Below are 17,814 nucleotides of genomic sequence, written 5' to 3'. Positions count from 1 at the left end.
AATTATGTTTAATTTGGCATCTCACACTTCATAAATGGGAGATGCCGCACATTAATCGACAACTTGCTCAATGGTTTGCGAGGGGATAGCGGCCCAGCCGGCACTGTACTGCGAACCCCGCTGCCGCCACCTCTTCCGGGGTCATGGGACGGCTGAACAGGAATCCCTGGAAGACGTGGCAACCCTGGGTCTGCAGGGCCGCGAGCTCGTGCTCCTCCTCCACCCCTTCCGCCAGGATCCCGAGCCCCAGACTGGTGGCCATGGCCACCGTCGCCCGGATCACCGGCAGGTTGAGCCCCACCACGAAGGAGCGGTCCAGCTTGATGGTGTCGATCGGCAACCGGTTGAGGTAGGCAAGCGACGAGTAGCCCGTCCCGAAGTCGTCGATGGCGATCTTGATCCCCTGCTCGCTCAGGGCGTCGAGGATCTCGATGCCCCCCTTCATGTCGAGCATCAGCACCGTCTCGGTCAGCTCCAGGGTCAGCAGCGCCGCCTCCACCGAGAATGCCTCGAGCAGTTGGGCCACCAGCTCCGGCAAACTGGCAGAGAGCTGGAAGCCCGAGAGATTCACCGACACCGGCACCCTCACCCCGTCCTGTCGCTGCCACTCCCCCATCTGGGCCAATGCGGTGGAAAGCACCCAGCTTCCAATTTCCCGGATGAGCCCCATCTCTTCGGCCAGCGGAATGAACTCCGCCGGCGACACATGGCCGAGCACGGGATTGTACCAGCGTACCAGGGCCTCGAAACCGATGACCCGACCTTGCGCCACATCCACCTGGGGCTGATAGCGCAGGCTGAGCTCCCCCCGACCGACGGCCTTGGCCAGGAACTGCTTGAGGGTCAGCTTGCGATGCAGGCTCTGCTGCATGCTGGGGGTGAAGCGCTGCCAGCGAAGCCGCCCCATCTGCTTGGCCTGGTACATGGCCATGTCGGCACGGGTGATGAGGTTGTCGCCATCATCGGCGTCGTCCGGGTAGATGGCGATGCCGATGCTGCCGCCGATGGTGACCTCGGGGACACCGCTCAGCTGCAGTGGCTTGCTCATCTGGGAGAGCATGAGATCCGCCACCTCCTGGGCCCGATCGCTCGCCTGGTTGAGGGGCACCAGGGCGGTGAACTCGTCCCCGCCAAGGCGCGCCAGCTCCACGTCCCGCGGGCAGATCTGCTTGAGCCGTCCGGCGACCCGCTCCAGCAGGCGATCCCCGGCCTTGTGGCCGTAGTTGTCATTGACCAGCTTGAAGTTGTCCAGATCCATGAACACCAGGGCAAAGCGCCCCCCGAGGCCGCAATAGGCTTCCAGGGATTTCATCAGGCCGTAGCGGTTGAGCAGCCCGGTGAGGGAGTCGTGCCAGGCCAGGTGGCGATGCTCCAGCTCTTCGAGCTTGCGATCCGTGATGTCCCGCATGGTCAGCAGGATCCGTGCCCCCTGCTGGATATGGCGAAACTGGTACTGGAACCAGCGCATCCCCTTCTGGGTGCGGCACTCCCCTTCGGCCACTACTTCGTCCAGACGGGAGAGGCGACGATAGAAGGCCTCGTCCGCACCGGAGAAGATCTGGGGCAGCGTCAGAATGCCGGTGCCAAAGCACATGTCGAAGTGATGGTTGCCGCTCTCGAGGCGCCCCTCGTTGTCAAAGAGACAGGCCAGGGTGTCGCCGGTGGCGAGGGAGGACTCCTGATAGAGGGTGTCGGCATCGATGACCGCTTCCGCCATCATCATCTGCCTTCCGGCAAGCTGGATCCCGGAAAGACGCAGATAGACCTGCTTCTTGACCCCCTTGGGCGAGAGGGTCCACCACTCGTTGTAACTGCGCTCCTGCTGGAAATCGCCTAGATAGCGCTGCAGCAGCAGATCGATGGCGGCGGCCATGTCGGCGGAGAAATCCCGGGACTTCAGCTCGGCCAGGGAGCTCGCCTCCCAGAGCCCGAGGGCAGCATCGTTGGCCCAGTAAATATGATGACGCTGGATGTCATAGACCCAGACCGGCGTGTGGAGGACATCCATCACGGTGAGCAGGCGTTCGTCTAGCGTATTCATGTTGAGTGATGATTCATGCTGAAAGCTCATGGTCGAACCAGTCGCTTGCGCCCCCTGACAGGAGTATTCACGCTGGTACAAAATCAGTTCCGGCCCATAATCGGATAACAAACGGATGAAAAAAGGCCGAAATCATATGAAAACGCTACATGTGATCCCCATGGTACGAAGAAATGGACTCACACTGGTATTGTTGGGCATGGTGATAACCATTGCTATGATTTTTATACTTTTTTTCTTCGTGAACAACTACTAATCCCCGCCATTTCCCTCCTCCTGGCGGGCCTGATGACAATTCTTGTCGGGGTTTGGAAACTGGGCGAGCCTCATTTTAGTCTCTCTTTGTGTCAGGACTGCCTGCAATACCATCACAAGTACGGCGGCTGGATCCTGAAATGGAGAAATATTCAGCGAATTGACCAACCACGTATCCATTTGGGGTGGGATCTGGTGGAGCTGCCCTACATCGGCTTGAAAATAAAGGATTACGACGCTTTTTTGACGCTGATCACACCCCGGCTCGCCGTCCGTCTGCTGACCGAGCAGCGCGCCGTGCTGATGCAGGCCATGCGAAGCGAGCGCTCCGACTGCCCGACCGGAGGGTGCGGCAGTGGGCTCCTGGGAGAGGGACTGCTGGAGGAGAGCCGCTTCTGCTCACCCTCCGGCCAGCGCTATGAGGGGGTGATCGCCATGCTCGGCAACCGCATGGCACGGCTGCGTGATCTGTTGGGGTACGATCTGCTGGTGCCCGACAACAGCCTGGACAGATCCCCTGAAGATTTCGTCCATCTGCTCCAGCAATACCAGCGCGAGTCGAATCTAATCCAGATCAATTAAACGCCGGATTGCGCTTGCCAAGCCCGGTGACTCTTCATAAGGTCACTGGCTTGTTACAGCCAGAACACCCCCTAAAACCGCTATGAAGTACATCGAAGAGTTCTATCTGTTCGTCAAGGTGGTGCAAGAGGGCGGTTTCTCCCACGCCGCCGCTGCGCTGGGCATGCCGACCGGCACCATCAGTCGACGTATCTCCCAACTGGAAGAGCAGCTCGGATGCAGCCTGCTGCACAGATCCACCCGCAAGCTGCGTCTCACGGACGAAGGGCTGCGCTATTACGAGCGCCTCTGTACCCCCCTGGCAGAGATAGAGCAGGCCACCGGCGAAATCCGGGGTGAGGAGACGGACATCAGCGGCCTCATCCGCCTCGCGGCCCCCATCGCCCTCTCCAACACCATCCTGGTCGACATGCTGGTGGACTTCGGCCTGCGCTATCCCGGGGTACAATTCGACATCCGCCAATCCAACGATCATGCCCTCCAGGCGGATCAGGACAGGGACCTGGTCTTTTTCAACGGCGAGCTCCCCCAGACCCTGCCCAACGCCCTCTGTCTGGGTCACATCCAGTACGGTCTGTTCGCCTCCCCCCTCTATCTGGAGAAGATGGGTGTGCCCTCCCACCCGACCCAGCTGGAAGAGCACGATCTCATCTACTGCTGGCCCCACCAGCACTGGCAACTGAGCGGGCGGGACGAACAGACGATCTGCATCAAGCGCACTCCCCGCCTTTGCATCGACCAGACCCAGGCCGCCGTACGGGCAGCCCAGCGCCACCTCGGCATCGTCAACGCCCCGCAGCACTATGTGCACTCCTTCCTGCAAGATGGTCAGCTCGTCCCCGTCCTGCCTGACTGGCAGTCGGGAAAACGTCCCTTCTACATGCTCCATTGCCAGCCCCGGTTCACCCCGTTGCGTGTTAAGATGTTCGCCGATTTCGTCGAGAAGCACTCCGAGCGCTATCGTACCTGCCAGCAGAACGATCAATTTTCACCGGCGCAGCCGCTGCCCGTTGCATCTGACGGCTGATGACCCACACTTAGCGCAATCCTCGTTGCACAGGTCGGCTAACACTATGAATGTATTGATATGTGATGACTCCGGGTTCGCGCGCAAGCAGCTGGTGCGCGCCCTGCCCGCCGATTGGGGTGTCACCTTGCACCAGGCCGCGGACGGACTGGAAGGGGTCGAGCAGATCCTGATGGGGCACGGGGACCTGATCTTTCTCGATCTCACCATGCCGGAGATGGACGGTTATGGCGTGCTCGAGACCCTCAAGCGAGAGGGGGTGCGCAGCAAGGTGATCGTGGTTTCCGGCGACATCCAGCCGGAAGCCCATGAGCGTGTCATGGCTCTTGGCGCCCTCGATTTCATCAAGAAGCCGGCTTCCCCGGACACCCTCCTTGCCTTGCTCAAGCGCCACGGTCTGTGGCAATCAGCCACCCAGGTGACGGCCATCCAGCACCAGCCCGTCGCCAGCCACCAGGCTGCCCAGAGCAGCATCCAGTTCACCCCCGAGCTGCGGGATGTCTATCAGGAGCTGGCCAACGTCGCCATGGGCCAGGGGGCGGATCTGCTGGCCCGCCTGCTCGGCGCCTTCGTGCTGCTCCCCATCCCCAACGTCAACGTGCTGGAGGTCTCCGAGCTGCACATGGCACTCTCGGCCGCCGCCGAGTCGGAGACGCTCTCTGCGGTCTGCCAGGGCTTCATCGGGGCCGGGATCGCTGGGGAGGCCCTGCTGCTGTTCCACGATGCCAGCTTCCAGGACCTGGCCCGCCTGATGAACCATCAGGGGGAGCTGGATCACGGCGCCGAGCTGGAACTGCTAATGGACACCGCCAACGTGCTGATCGGCGCCTTCCTGCGCGGCTACGCCAACCAGCTCGACACCCCTTTTAGCCAAGGTCACCCCGTGGTGCTGGGCCAGCACAGGCCCATTCAGGATCTCATTCGGACCAACCAGAGCCGCTGGCGCCGCACTCTGGCCATCGAGATCAACTATCGGGTGCAGGGCTATGCGGTGCAGTGCGATCTCTTGCTGCTGTTTACCGAAGATTCCATCGCCACCATGAACAACAAGATCATGCACATGCTCTGACTGCCCCGCGGCAGCAACCACCAGGAGTGACCCATGGACATTCGGGAATTTCATTGGCTGATGAACATCGTCCAGAATCTGGACGTGGGGCTGGTCGTGCTCGACAGGGAGTACCGGATCCAGGTGTGGAACGGCTTCATGGAGAGTCACAGCGGCCGGTTGGCAGGCGAGGTGCGCGATCAAGGGCTGTTCTCGCTCTTCCCCGATGTGGACAAGGCCTGGTTCGAGCGCAAGGCCAACATGGTGTTCAAACTCAACAACCGTGCCTTCAGCACCTGGGAGCAGCGCCCCTACCTGTTGCGCTTCTCCAACTACCGCCCCATCACGGGATCGGCCCCCTACATGTACCAGAACCTGACCCTGGTGCCGCTGGCCGACTTCGCCGGAGAGGTCACCCACCTGGCCATCATGATCTATGACGCCACCGACGAGGCCATGCTGATCACCGGCCAGCGCCAGGGATGACCGACCCTGCCATGACAACAAGGGCGCCCGATGGCGCCCTTGTTGTTGCGATGGGGAATGGCGTCAGCCACTCAGGTACTCGGTGAAGGCGTCGATCACCTCGTCGATGTCATCGTCGGTGATCTGCAGGTGGGTCACCAGCCTGAGCTCCCCGTAGCCGGAGAAGAGAATGCCGCGCTCCTTCATGAAACCCAGCAAGGTGGCGGGATCTCCCTGGGTCAGGCGCAGGAATACCATGTTGGTCTGCACCTCACCCATGTTGAGTGTGATGCCTGGCAACGCGGCCAGCCCCTCTGCCAGACGCCTGGCGCGGCGATGATCATCCGCCAGCCGGGCAACGTGCTGATCCAGCGCGAACAGGGCGGCCTGGGCCAGGATCCCTCCCTGGCGCATGCCGCCCCCCAGCATCTTGCGCAGCCGTCTGGCGCGGGCGATGAACGCAGCCGATCCCACCAGCAGGGAACCCACCGGTGCTCCCAGTCCCTTGGAGAGGCAGACGGAGATGCTGTCAAAATGCGCCGCGATGGCGGCCACCGGTTCCCCGCTCGCCACCACCGCATTGAAGAGGCGAGCCCCGTCCAGGTGCAGCTTCAGCCCCTTCTCGTCGACGAATTCGCGCATGGCGCGCAGGTAGGTCAATGGCAGCACCTTGCCGTTATGGGTATTTTCCAGGCAGACGAGGCGCGTCTGGACGAAATGGGGATCATCGGGAGCGATGGCCCCCCGCACATCCTCGATGGCCAGGGTGCCGTCCGCCTGCATGGGGACGGATTGCAGGGCCACCGAGCCCAGCACGGCAGAGCCCTGGGCCTCGTAGCGATAGATGTGGGAGGCCGCCCCCAGCACGGCCCCTTCCCCACGCTGACAGTGACTCATCATGGCCAGCAGGTTGGACATGGTGCCGGAGGGCACGAACAGGGCCGCCTCCTTGCCAAGCAGTTCGGCGCCGCGGCGCTCCAGCGCATTGATGCTGGGATCTTCCCCATAGACATCGTCTCCCACCTCGGCATGCAGCATGCTCTGGCGCATGGCTTCCGTGGGTTGGGTCACGGTATCACTTCGTAAATCGATATAGCGCATGTCATCCTCCTGATGCAGGACGATGACATTAACCAGCCGACACCCGGCTGGCAAGAAACGGCAAGCGGGAATGTGAGCCCGGCGGCTCACCAGGGCAGCGACTGACCCTGCAGATCCACGAAACGGCCCGAGTGCGCCGGCGTCAGTGTGGCCATCAGATCCAGCAGGCGGACGGCGACCTCGGCGGGGTCCTGCAGCAAAGCGGGATCCGTCTCCTGAAGAAAAGGTTGCTGCATGGGGGTATTCATGAGGCCGGGATGCACGGTGATGACACCGGCGCCGGGAAAACGTCCGGCCCACTCACCCGCCAGGATCCGGGATCCCATGTTGAGGGCGGCCTTGCTCATGCGGTAGCTGTAGTGGCACATGGCCTCCTGGCCCCCCTCCTCCAGGCTTCCCGCCCGATCCGAGAGGCTGCAGAGCCAGAGCGTGCTCTGGGGCATCATGCGCCGGCTGAGGTTGGCACCAAGGGCCAGGTGGGGCCAGGCATTGGCCAGCAGACTCTCTTCGAGCCATTGGGGGGTCACCTCCTCCACCCGCCGCTCCGGCATGTGGGCAAGATCATGGAGCAGGCCTATGGTGTTGATCACCACCATCGGCAGTGTGGTGCTGTCATAGAGGGTAAAGAGGGCCTCGAAGGAGAGCGGGTCCACCTCCTGCAGCGGAAAGTAGCAGGCGGGATCCAGCCCCCTAGGCAGTTGCCTGCCCGCCAGCAACCACTCTTCGCCCCGTCTGGCCAGCTCCCGTGCCAGCGCACTGCCCAACCCGCCACTGCCCAAGATCAGATAGCTCATCTGCGTGTCCTTGGATTTGATCACTGTTTAGAGGGTATCAGAAGAATGGCGGACTGCCGGGAGCACCCGTCAGGCTCAGGCCTCGGCCAGATGGCGCCCAAACTCCCGCGCCCGGGCCAGGTCCAGAAAACCGTCCGCCTGCTTGTGGCTGCGCAGGAACTGGTAATAGGCGAGCAGGGTCACCAGTTGCTCCTCGTCCGGCATGGGTTTTCCCGGACGGGTCTCCTGCACCAGCGCCCCCGCCGCCGACAGGGCGTCCCTGTCCACCACCTCGGCCTGACGATAGAGATACCCGCAACCGGTGGCGAGCCACTCCAGCGAGCAGTTGGCCCCCATGGCAATCTGGTTCGCCTTGCCAAGGCCGGGCTCGGCCCCTTTCAGATACTTGCGGATCAGGGCTTCACTCAACCCCACCTTGCGGGCAAAAGCGCTCACGCTCCCCTCCCCGATCAGACTTTGCAGCCTGGCGGCAAATCCTTCCATCACCCCTTCTCCTCTCACTGACACCGGGATCTTGACCCGTCGGAGTCAGAACCATAGTTCGAATTCGCGAAGGGGGCATTATTGCCTTGTCCGCCGGAAGAGACCAAGATGCTGCACATGATTTTGCCCCTTTCTTTTCGCATTGTTATCTCCAGAGGAGTCACCATGTCCGTATCCCGTCTGGCCCTGCATGAGCAAGGCCCCACCTTTTCCCGCCTCATCATGGGCTACTGGCGCCTGATGGAGTGGCAGCTCTCCCCCGCCACCCTACTGGACCTGATGAAATATCACCTTGATCTCGGGGTCACCACCATCGATCACGCCGACATCTACGGTGGCTACCAGTGCGAGGAGGCCTTCGGCCATGCCCTGCGCCTGGAGCCCTCCCTGCGCGATCGCATGGAGATCGTCAGCAAGTGCGGCATCGCCCTCACCGCCAATCCGGCCCACGCCCTGAATCACTACAACACCGGCAAGGGACACATCGTCGCCAGTGCCGAAGCCTCCTTGCAAAAGCTCGGCACCGATCATCTGGATCTGTTGCTGATCCATCGCCCCGACCCCTTGATGAACGCCGACGAGGTGGCCGACGCCTTCATCACCCTCAAGCAGGCAGGCAAGATCAAGCACGCCGGGGTCTCCAACTTCACGCCCCACCAGTTCGCCCTGCTGCAATCCCGCCTGCCCTTCCCCCTGGTCACCAACCAGCTGGAGATCTCCCCGCTCCATCAGGAGGGGACGCTGGATGGTGCCCTGGATCAATGCCAGCAACTGCGCATCAAGCCCATGGCCTGGTCCTGCCTTGGCGGCGGGCGGCTGTTCCATGCCCCCGAATATGCCCCGCTGCGGGCGGAACTCGAGCAGATCCGCCAGGAGGTGGGCGCCGACTGTCTGGAGCAGGTGGTCTACGCCTGGGTGATGATGCTGCCGAGTCAGCCGCTGCCCCTCATCGGCTCCGGCAAACGGGAGCGGATCGCCGCCGCCGTGGCAGCCGAGTCCATTGAGCTCACTCGCCAGCAGTGGTTCCGCATCCGCAAGGCCGCTCTGGGTTATGACGTTCCCTGAGTCTGCACCAGACCCTGAAAACAAAAACGGCATGGAGGATTCCATGCCGTTTTCCGTTATCGAGACGATTCAACGATGGCGCTGGGGGCGACCACGGGGTGCATCCGTCTTCGGTTTGGCCTGATTGACCGTGATGGTGCGGCCGCCGACCTCGGTGCCGTGCAACTCGGCGATGGCCTTCTCGGCCTCACCATTGACCGGCATTTCAATGAAACCAAACCCCTTGGACTGACCGGTATCGCGGTCGATGATGATATCGACCTTGTCTACCTGCCCAAATTGGCTGAACACGGTTGTCAGTTCGTCGGCCGTCATCCGGTACGACAGATTACCTACGTAAATCTTCATGCCATCCACTCTCGATTCAAGGTGCCTTATCTATGCATCCACCGACCTGGGAGTAAGGGCACAACCCCCCTGCCGGACCAGCCACGGCATCATGCCATGGCACTTCCAGCTTCGTATCCCAAGTCCTTGATCTCTTGGGCTATCGGAGCAGGAAAGATCAAATCGAATCAGAGGCAGTATCTGAGCATTGGGATGAATTGTCGAGAAAATAGTCAGAGCGGGTGCAGCTCGGCCAGCAATGTGCCGAGGGCACGACGCCCATGCCAGGCACGTTTGAACCCGAATCGATAGACCCCGGGGGCCACTTCGTGAGTCCCTTCCCGGGACAACCCGAGCAGGCTGGTGGCCGTCGCCAGAGTCACCTCATCCAGCCCGAGATCCAGGCTGAAATCGAGCCACTGGCCATCGTGTCCCACCTTGCGATCCCGCTCCATGCCCACCAGCACGGCTCTGGGCAGCGCCAAGGCCCGGTCTTCGCCGCCATTGAGCAGATAGAGATGGCGTTCATCCCAGGCAAGCTCCGCCAGACGCCAGCGCTGCCAGCTGCGCGGCAACACCATCATCACCAGCACGATACCGCCAAAGACCACCCCGACCCAGGGCAGCAGGCCCATGTCGGGATATCCCAGCCAGAGGGCGGCCACCACAGTGGCGAGACTCGCCAGCAACAGGCAGATCATCACCCCGTAAAACCGCCGGGCCGGGGGCATCAGCCAGCGCACGTTCTCTTGCGCTGCCAGCTCACTGACTCTCATCTTCTCTTCTCCTTCTGTGATGCGAACGGCCTTGCCGTCGCTGCGTTGCCGCGCATTGTGCGCGAGCGACGCGCCGCGATGCAACCGCCACCGCGACACGGATGACGGCCAGCCGCCACTCTTGGTATGCTTGGGGCTGTCTGAGCCCGCACTGGGCGCCATCCCGGGAGTCCCATGTTCGCCACCGCCCTGCTCTTGTCCGCGAGCACACTCTATGCCGAGGCCATCGGCGGCTACTCCGCTGGCTGCCTGAAAAATGCCGTGGCCCTGCCCCTCGAAGGCCCAGGTTATCAGGTGATCCGCACCAAACGGCTGCGCTATTACGGTCACCCCGACCTCATCCATTACCTGCAGCATCTGGCCAACCAGACCAGACTGGCCGGCATGCCGGATCTCTATATCGCCGACCTCGCCATGATGCACGGGGGGCCCTTTACCTCAGGTCATCGCAGCCACCAGACCGGCCTGGATGCCGACATCTGGTTCAGGATGGCTGACAGGCCCATCAGCCGCTGGGAGCAGGATGCCCCCAGGGAGTGGGCGCTGATCGATGAACCCAGCTACCGGATGCTGCCCGGCCGATTCGGCCCCAGGCAGCTCAATCTGCTGCGCCTTGCGGCTGATCGCCCCGAGGTGGCGCGCATCTTCGTCAACCCCGTCATCAAGGCCGAGGTGTGCAAACAGGCACCCGGTGAAGCCTGGGTCGCCAAGCTGCGCCCCTGGGTCGGCCACTTCAGCCACTTTCACGTGCGCCTGCGCTGCCCGGCAAACAGTCCGGACTGCCAGCCCCAGGCTCCCATTCCCCCTGGCAATGGCTGTGGGGAGGAGCTGGCCTCCTGGCTCAAGGACAAACCCCAGTTGCCCAAGGTGTCGATGAGCTACCGCGCCCCCCTGTTACCCAGGCGTTGTGAGGGCTGACCACAAGCTGTTATGGTGAACCTATTTCCGAGAGAAATATCAATGGAGAACAACAAGATGGCCACTTCACTCTGGCAGCGTGGTACCCGTGCCCTGCTGACCCTAACCCTGCTGCTGGGTTTGACCGGCTGCGGCATGAACACCATTCCGACCCTGGATGAGCAGGTCAAGGCGAGCTGGGGACAGGTCGAGAACCAGTACCAGCGCAGGGCCGATCTCATTCCCAACCTGGTGGCCACCGTCAAGGGGTACGCCAGCCACGAGCAGGAGACCCTCAAGGCTGTCACCGATGCCCGTGCCCGAGTCGGCAGCGTGCAGGTGAGTGACCCCTCCCAGCTCAAGGCGTTCGAGGCGGCGCAGGAGCAGCTCTCCAGCGCCCTCTCCCGGCTGATGGTGGTGGTCGAACGCTACCCGGATCTGAAGGCCGATCAGCAGTTCCTGACCCTGCAGGCCCAGCTGGAAGGCACCGAGAATCGCATCGCGGTGGCCAGACAGGATTACATCGAAGCAGTACGCCAGTTCAATACCGAGATCCGTACCTTCCCCGGGGTCATCTGGTCCAAGCTGCTCTACTCCGATCTGGAAGCCAAACCCACCTTCAGCGCCAAACCCGGTGCCGATGAGGCGCCCAAGGTCAGCTTCCAATGAACGTGATGAGACGCTGGCTGGCGCTCTGTCTGCTGCTCTGTGCAACGGCGCTGCATGCCGCCCCCGATTTCCCGGCCCTGACCGGGCGGGTGGTGGACGAGGCCAATCTGATGTCCCGCAAGCAGGCCCACCAGCTCGCACAGCAACTGGCCGTCTTCGAGAAGCGCAGCGGCGTCCAGCTGGTGGTGGTCTCCATCGACACGCTGGCGGGGGATACCATCGAAGAGTACGGCTACCAGCTCGGTCGCCACTGGGGCATCGGCCAAAAAGGCAAGAACAACGGCGTTCTGCTGATCATCGCCCAGGACGAGCGCAAGGTGCGCATCGAGGTGGGTTATGGCCTGGAAGGTGCCCTGCCCGACGCCATCGCCGCCAATATCATCCAGACCCGGATCCTGCCCGCCTTCAAGCGCGGTGACATGGTGGCCGGCATCCTCGCCGGCAGCCAGGGCATCATGCAGGCCCTGGCCGGGGAGTATCAGCCCGTGGACAACACCAGCAAGGCCGACAAGCAGGGAGGTCCCTGGCTCTTCATCCTGGTGGTGATTGCGATGATCGTGCTGCACAACCTGCGCGGTGGCGGCGGTGGGCCGGGAGGACGTCGCCGGGCCGCCTACATGGCCGGTGGATTCGGTGCCGGCTCCTTTGGCGGCCGCACTGGCGGTGGTGGTGGCGGTTTCAGTGGTGGCGGCGGCAGCTTTGGCGGCGGCGGTGCATCTGGCGGTTGGTAATCAGGGAAAAAGAGACAACAAGATGATTTCGAAACAGTTTTTCCACACCTTGCAGGCCAGGGTTCGACAGGCCGAGCAGGCCACGGATGCCGAACTGGTCACCGTGCTGGCCCCGGCCAGCGATGGCTATCGCTATATTCCGACCCTGTGGGCCGCCCTGCTGGCCATGCTCACCCCCCTGCTGGTCTTCCAGCTCGGCTTCTGGCTTGGCTGGTACGAGATCCTGCTGGTGCAGTGGTCGGTCTGGTTGCTGCTGAGCCTGCTGTTCCACTGGACACCCATCAAGATGCGGCTCATTCCCAACAAGGTACGCCGTCACCGGGCCGCCCTGATGGCCCGCCTGCAGTTTGTCGAGCAGGGACTTCACCGCACCCGGGACCGGCTCGGGGTGCTCATCTTCGTCTCGGTGGCGGAGCACTATGTGGAAATCCTGGTAGACGACGGGATCGCCCAGCACATCGACAACACCCAGTGGCAGCAGATCATCGACGACTTCGTGGTTCGGGTACGCAACAAGGAGGTCGAGCAGGGGTTTCTGGAGTGCGTGGAGCGCACCAGCGCCATTCTGACCGACGCCTTCCCCGCCACCCGGGATCAGAACGAGCTGCCTGACAGCCTGATCATTCTCGACAAGCCCTGAATGGGCTTAAAAAACCGGCATTCTGTTCAAGGGATAGGCACTCGATAAAGATTATGAAAAATAAGGGGAAAAGTGGTTGACCCAGGCAGCCCTTTCCCCTAAATTACGCCCCGTTCCAGCGCAACGGCGCAGCGAACACCGTGTTGGCTGAACACGTTAAATCACAGAGCAGAATTTGGTGAGGTATCCGAGAGGCTGCCCACCGACGAAGTCGGCAAGATGCACGCGCAGCGTGCTCCGAAAGCCACTTCAAGCAGTAAAAATTTGGTGAGGTGTCCGAGTGGCTGAAGGAGCACGCCTGGAAAGTGTGTATACGGCAACGTATCGAGGGTTCGAATCCCTCCCTCACCGCCAAATATAACCCGTTGAATTTCAACGGGTTTTTTCATTTCTAGACTTACGTGATTTTTTTCCTGGATCAACTGGGTGGAACAATCATGTATCTGAGTAAAAATGCCTCCGGCACCTACTACACTCGGCTTCCCTTGCCCAAGATTTTGCGTGACCGTGGCTTGCCGTTTGCTATCCGCACTTCCCTCCTTACCAAAGAACGTCAAGTTGCCGTAGACCGTAATCTGGTGCTGGCGGCGCGTGTCCGCACCCTCATTGCGGCGACACCTGCCGATGCCACGACCCATAGTTTTCATGCCTGGATCAGAGCTGAGATCGATGCATTCAAAGCGGCGGGCTTTACCGTACCGCAATATCATGCTCTTTCTGTTGCGCTTTCGTCCGTTCCCCAGACCATCAAGCAACCCGTCGATACCTCTCCACCTACTACAGGGGTCCCCCTCAGACAGGCGCTGACGAAGTTTATTGAGAGTAAGGCCAGTGAGGGGATCCAGCATAAATCCGTCGGACAACTCCAACTGCGGGTTCAGGCGTTCGTCACTTGGGCCAAGGGGCACATGGTCGATGAGATAACGCCTGCCCTAGCTCAAGCCTTCCGTAACACTCTGCTCCGTAACGACAGTATCAGCTTCAAAACCAAATCAGATTACCTTGCCGCCACCAAGCAGTTCTTCCGCTGGTGCATGATCCTGGGCTATTGCAGCCGCAACCCGTTCGACAGCTTAACGGCGGGCAAGAAACCAGTGAAAAAGCGGGCAGATGAAGCCAGGGTACGCAGGCATCGCCCGCAACTGGACACCCTGTTTGCGAGCCTGCGAGCCAAACAATCCCAAAAAGGCAAAAAACTCAAGCCCCAGGACTTCTGGGTGCCGCTGCTCTGCCTCTACGCCGGACTGCGCCCGTCTGAGGCATGTCAACTCAAGACCCAGAACGTCAAACAGATCGAGGGGATCTGGTGTCTGGTGGTCGAGGCGGGTGAAGAAGATCAGCAGCTCAAGACGGCCAACGCCTACCGTGATGTTCCGCTGCACAGTGCACTGATCGGACATCACTTCCTAGAGTATGTCGGCCACTGCCGTAGCCAGGGCAACCAGTACCTGTTTGACGATAAACCCTCGGGCCAGGACGCCGACTGGTCACACAACCTGGTGTGTCGGTTCCAGCGCCATCTCACCAATGCAGGCATTGTCGGTAAGGGGCGGCCGACGATCTATGGCATGCGCCACACCTTTGTTGATGAGTTGCAGCAGGCGGATGTGGCAGAGCACATCGTGGCGGAGCTGGTAGGACACAGCAAGGAGGGGCTGACCTTTGGCCGCTACGGCAAACGGGTGAGCATTGCCCTGTTGAAAGCGAAGATCGAGTTGATACCGGCGGATCTAGTGACCGTCATTTGAAGAGAGGCCACCTGAGCTCTGGATATGTCGCTAAGCGCTGTATGTAGCGGTTAGCGCCCCTCCCAGACAGCATGACATCTGGTGCCATAGCCAGGGCGCAGGAGCCAACCCATCTCAATACGGTGGGTCGTTGCAGTACCAATTCATATCATGCGCCCATGTCAATATTAGCCCCTATAAATATTTGTAAATATAAATATTGACATCCATAAAGATATGTGATCGAAAAGTATTGACATAGTACTTGAACGCTCGTAACCTGCTGGCAAGAGTTAGGGAAAGTGCGAACAAGTATCCCACGAACAAAAAATGAAAATTTTAGTCATTTAATATCAATGGGTTACCAGTAAATGCTCTCGTGCCATATGACTTATTCGCACCTTCCCTAGAAAAACAACATAAAGAGCAGGTTGATAAAATCAACGAGATGTTATCACCACAATTAACACAGCCATCTCGGGTTATACGCCATGATAAAAGCGATACTGCGACCCCAGACACTACATGGTCACACTCAGGTGAGGATGACGAGGATGCAGTGGAGGTAAATCCAGCATTAATCGAGAGTGAGTATGAGGAGCATGAGCTATGGCGGTGATTAGATTTTTTGCAACCAATGGGCATCGCCAGACTAAGGAAAGTGCGAACAAGTATCCCACGAACAAAAAATGAAAATTTTAGTCATTTAATATCAATGGGTTACCAGTAAATGCTCTCGTGCCATATGACTTATTCGCACCTTCCCTATGCATTTTGCGGACCTACCCGTTGAGGTGTTGTTATAGCGCCGCAGGTGGCTCAATAAGCGACTTTACGCAGGCACAGCATAGTCGGTAGCACCTTAATTTAAAGGTTAGCCAGCGTGCGTTGCCGCATGCAATGCATGCGGCATCTATTCCATTAGTTCAAGCCTACCTACCTACCTACCTACCTACCTACCTACCTACCTACCTACCTACCTACCTACCTACCTACCTATTTCATTGCAATAACATCAACGTCAGTCGGCAAGAGAGTAGTCCATAATGCGGAGATTATGTCACCGCCGATGTAAAAATGACCCACTAACGCCGGAGTAAAGTTGACCCACCTGGGCCAAGATCGTGGCTTTTGAGCCACGCCCATGTTGACCCAGGAGTTATCAGTGGAAATCAGAGTGTTGGCCCGTCAGGGCATGAGCATCCGGGCTATCGCCCAGCAATTGCGGGTGTCCCGTAACACGATTCGCAAGGGTGGCCTGCCGGGCTGTGGGTGACTGACGAGCTGATAACTCACGTCAACAAGCGGTTAGCCATGCCATCCAGCTTCGCTTTGGTCTTTTCCCAACCGGGCATCACCTGACCCATCAGCCGGTAAAAGTGCTCGCTGTGATTGTGCTCGGCAATATGGCAGAGCTCGTGCAGGATCACGTAATCGATACACTCGCGGGGCGCTTTGACCAGATGCGGGTTAAGCGTGATCCGGCCATTGGGGGAACAACTGCCCCACTGGGTCTGCATGGTCAGGATGCGCAGGGGCGGACGCTCGGTAACCCAGATGGCCTGATCGAGCATGGCATTGAGTCGTCTGGCAAACACCTCCCTGGCACGAGCCTTGTACCAGTCAGCGAGCAGTGCCTGGACTTTCTCGGCTCTCTTTGCGCTATCAGTGACTAGGCTCCTGACCGACACCTCCAACTTGCCACGCAGCATTTTGACCCCCGGCACCGAATCAGAGGCTTCGATCACCTTGAGCAGGTACTGCTTGCCGAGGTAATAGTGACTTTCCCCACTGATGTACTGGCGTGGGGTGACGTGCTCCAACTGCTGGCGAAAGTCGCGTAACTGTTCGTAGATCCAGCGTCCGCGCTGCTTGACCGCTGCGAGAACCGCTTCATCAGCCGCCTCACGCGGGGCCGAGACCACGACGCGGCAATCGGGATGCACCTTGATAAGCACCTTGCCGCTAGCCTGTCTCCGTTGCACCCGCTCGAAGGCGATCCGCTCATCGCCGTAGCGAAAGCTAAAGGATGGAGCTGGAGCCTGGGCCTGAGCATCGCCCTTGGCCCGAATAGGCACATTCATCTGATCAGACTCCGCTCAAGCCGACTCGGGTGATCTGCACCACCATCTCGACGATCTTCTTGGCCTGCTCCATACCACTGCCGATTGCTTTGCACTCCTGGAACATGCGTGGCAACAGTTGCTTGCGAATACCCGCCTCGATGTTCTGCGGGTTGATGGAGTGCTCGGCCACAGACGCATCCACGACCGTATCGATCTCGAAGGCCAGCTTTATCCACTTATCCTGTACTTGGCTGTCGGTAATGGCGAACACCTCCGGCAGTACCTTTTTGAACACCCCAAAGTAGGCCTGAGCGTGGCGATGCCCAGCAAAGGCGTCAGGTATGTCACTCAGGCGGCGCTCCTGCACCTGCTCTTCGAACTCCCGAAACAGCATGTACTGCTTGAGCGGGTGCTCGAACAGCTTCTCTGCCTCCTCGATAGCTTGTCGCAGCAGCTTGGAGAAGGCTTCCTGGGCGTAAGGGTCATCTCGTAGCTCCTGCTCAATCATGCGGCTGACCCGCGTTTTGATGATGTCGGTCTCGTTGCGGGTCTTGTTCTCGTTCCACTCCTCTGGCTGCTGCTGGCCCATCTTGCCGACCTCGTAGACGCCACCCGGCTCTTTGACCTCTACACCGACCACATGCTTATCCAGCAGCTTCTTCACCTGCTCGGCATATTCGTCGTAGTCAATCTTCTCACCTGCATCCTGCTGCACCAGTTGGCGCAGGCTGGAGAGCTGTTTCACCGTCTCCTTGTAGTGACGGCGATCCGCCTCGCTAAAGGCGCTGTCCTCGAAGAAAGAGGCCGACTGCAACGCCACTTTCAGACAACTGGCAAATGCCGTGAGCGCCTCGTAGAAGTCTTCTCGCACCTTGAGGTTCACATCCACCAGTTCGCCGTCCAGATCCTCCATCTTGGGCACCAGCACTTGGCGCAATTGCTCGATATCCTGCTTGTTCTTCACCCCGGCGAAGATACCCCACAGGGTCTGGTAGAGCTGCGGCAAGCGCTTGTACTCGGTGCCCATCTGGTTGTAGAGGCCTTTCATGTACAGGATCTTTAGCTACAACCAATTGAAATAGATAGAAAAAAGGCTTCGTTTGTGATCTGATTTAATCGC

18 protein-coding genes, 1 tRNA gene and 1 pseudogene are annotated in these 17,814 nt (G+C 60.0%); 12 read left to right on the top strand and 8 right to left on the bottom strand.

The features are described from left to right. Window positions 1–67 precede the first annotated feature (67 nt). Window positions 68–2,008: a putative bifunctional diguanylate cyclase/phosphodiesterase gene (locus PG892_RS11575; protein WP_223915165.1), complete on the bottom strand. Its 1,941-nt coding sequence runs from the start codon at window positions 2,006–2,008 to the stop codon at window positions 68–70. A 321-nt stretch (window positions 2,009–2,329) separates the two neighbouring features. Here PG892_RS11575 and PG892_RS11570 point away from each other — a divergent pair, with 321 nt between their 5' ends. The 4 genes from PG892_RS11570 (at window position 2,330) to PG892_RS11555 (ending at window position 5,439) form a co-directional block, all read left to right on the top strand. Beyond that, window positions 2,330–2,878, top strand: coding sequence for a DUF2982 domain-containing protein (locus tag PG892_RS11570; RefSeq protein ID WP_223918117.1), 549 nt, complete (start codon window positions 2,330–2,332; stop codon window positions 2,876–2,878). A gap of 82 nt (window positions 2,879–2,960) precedes the next feature. Then, on the top strand, window positions 2,961–3,905 hold the full coding sequence (locus PG892_RS11565) for a LysR family transcriptional regulator (protein ID WP_223915144.1): 945 nt from the start codon (window positions 2,961–2,963) through the stop codon (window positions 3,903–3,905). 46 nt (window positions 3,906–3,951) lie between these two features. Further along, window positions 3,952–4,974 (top strand): response regulator, encoded by a 1,023-nt coding sequence (locus PG892_RS11560; protein ID WP_029314668.1) that lies wholly within the window; start codon window positions 3,952–3,954, stop codon window positions 4,972–4,974. 33 nt (window positions 4,975–5,007) lie between these two features. Then, the gene (locus PG892_RS11555) at window positions 5,008–5,439 is read left to right on the top strand and encodes a PAS domain-containing protein (protein WP_039038700.1); all 432 of its coding nucleotides are present in this window, start codon (window positions 5,008–5,010) and stop codon (window positions 5,437–5,439) included. A 63-nt stretch (window positions 5,440–5,502) separates the two neighbouring features. On the opposite strand, the gene ltaE is transcribed toward PG892_RS11555, so the two are convergent. From ltaE to PG892_RS11540, 3 genes are all read right to left on the bottom strand, one after another. Then, complete coding sequence (gene ltaE / locus PG892_RS11550) at window positions 5,503–6,519, bottom strand: low-specificity L-threonine aldolase (protein ID WP_103859222.1); 1,017 nt, start codon at window positions 6,517–6,519, stop codon at window positions 5,503–5,505. An 86-nt stretch (window positions 6,520–6,605) separates the two neighbouring features. Further along, a complete protein-coding gene (locus tag PG892_RS11545; protein WP_128314236.1) occupies window positions 6,606–7,313 on the bottom strand; it encodes a short-chain dehydrogenase in 708 nt (235 codons plus the stop codon). A gap of 75 nt (window positions 7,314–7,388) precedes the next feature. Next, the gene (locus PG892_RS11540) at window positions 7,389–7,796 is read right to left on the bottom strand and encodes a transcriptional regulator (RefSeq protein WP_052816457.1); all 408 of its coding nucleotides are present in this window, start codon (window positions 7,794–7,796) and stop codon (window positions 7,389–7,391) included. A 165-nt stretch (window positions 7,797–7,961) separates the two neighbouring features. Between PG892_RS11540 and PG892_RS11535 the strand changes: the two genes are divergently transcribed. Beyond that, window positions 7,962–8,861 (top strand): aldo/keto reductase, encoded by a 900-nt coding sequence (locus tag PG892_RS11535; RefSeq protein ID WP_103859220.1) that lies wholly within the window; start codon window positions 7,962–7,964, stop codon window positions 8,859–8,861. 69 nt (window positions 8,862–8,930) lie between these two features. Here the strand turns inward: PG892_RS11535 and PG892_RS11530 are convergent, their stop codons facing one another. Beyond that, entirely contained in the window at window positions 8,931–9,209 is a 279-nt protein-coding gene (locus PG892_RS11530) for an RNA recognition motif domain-containing protein (RefSeq protein ID WP_029314670.1), read from the bottom strand. A 212-nt stretch (window positions 9,210–9,421) separates the two neighbouring features. After that, window positions 9,422–9,964: a hypothetical protein gene (locus PG892_RS11525; protein ID WP_223915142.1), complete on the bottom strand. Its 543-nt coding sequence runs from the start codon at window positions 9,962–9,964 to the stop codon at window positions 9,422–9,424. A gap of 174 nt (window positions 9,965–10,138) precedes the next feature. On the opposite strand from PG892_RS11525, the gene mepA reads away from it, so the two are divergent. The 7 genes and pseudogenes from mepA to PG892_RS11490 form a co-directional block, all read left to right on the top strand. Beyond that, the gene (gene mepA / locus PG892_RS11520) at window positions 10,139–10,882 is read left to right on the top strand and encodes a penicillin-insensitive murein endopeptidase (protein ID WP_223915141.1); all 744 of its coding nucleotides are present in this window, start codon (window positions 10,139–10,141) and stop codon (window positions 10,880–10,882) included. 42 nt (window positions 10,883–10,924) lie between these two features. Then, window positions 10,925–11,530, top strand: a complete 606-nt coding sequence (locus tag PG892_RS11515; protein WP_223938485.1) for a LemA family protein — start codon at window positions 10,925–10,927, stop codon at window positions 11,528–11,530. Next, window positions 11,527–12,261, top strand: a complete 735-nt coding sequence (locus tag PG892_RS11510) for a TPM domain-containing protein (RefSeq protein ID WP_041211561.1) — start codon at window positions 11,527–11,529, stop codon at window positions 12,259–12,261. The genes PG892_RS11515 and PG892_RS11510 overlap by 4 nt, the downstream gene beginning before the upstream one ends. A gap of 22 nt (window positions 12,262–12,283) precedes the next feature. Further along, window positions 12,284–12,901 carry a TPM domain-containing protein gene (locus tag PG892_RS11505; RefSeq protein WP_010675024.1) on the top strand — a complete coding sequence of 206 codons (618 nt, stop codon included), beginning with the start codon at window positions 12,284–12,286 and terminating at the stop codon, window positions 12,899–12,901. 266 nt (window positions 12,902–13,167) lie between these two features. Continuing rightward, window positions 13,168–13,255 (top strand) — tRNA-Ser (locus tag PG892_RS11500). A gap of 83 nt (window positions 13,256–13,338) precedes the next feature. After that, on the top strand, window positions 13,339–14,649 hold the full coding sequence (locus PG892_RS11495) for a tyrosine-type recombinase/integrase (RefSeq protein ID WP_270825419.1): 1,311 nt from the start codon (window positions 13,339–13,341) through the stop codon (window positions 14,647–14,649). Window positions 14,650–15,772: 1,123 nt separating this feature from the next. After that, window positions 15,773–15,880, top strand: a pseudogene (locus PG892_RS11490) (helix-turn-helix domain-containing protein); the annotation flags it as partial. A 40-nt stretch (window positions 15,881–15,920) separates the two neighbouring features. Here the strand turns inward: PG892_RS11490 and PG892_RS11485 are convergent. Together PG892_RS11485 and PG892_RS11480 are read right to left on the bottom strand one after the other, a co-directional pair. Then, window positions 15,921–16,712, bottom strand: coding sequence for a M48 family metallopeptidase (locus PG892_RS11485; RefSeq protein ID WP_270825418.1), 792 nt, complete (start codon window positions 16,710–16,712; stop codon window positions 15,921–15,923). Window positions 16,713–16,716: 4 nt separating this feature from the next. Then, window positions 16,717–17,742, bottom strand: coding sequence for a hypothetical protein (locus tag PG892_RS11480; protein ID WP_270825416.1), 1,026 nt, complete (start codon window positions 17,740–17,742; stop codon window positions 16,717–16,719). Between the last annotated feature and the right edge of the window lie 72 nt (window positions 17,743–17,814).

This window comes from Aeromonas sp. QDB68, from assembly GCF_027707405.1.
Taxonomy (GTDB): Bacteria; Pseudomonadota; Gammaproteobacteria; order Enterobacterales; family Aeromonadaceae; genus Aeromonas; species Aeromonas caviae.
The sequence above is the reverse complement of the archived record's forward strand: the minus strand, read 5'-3'. Positions and strand labels throughout refer to the sequence as shown.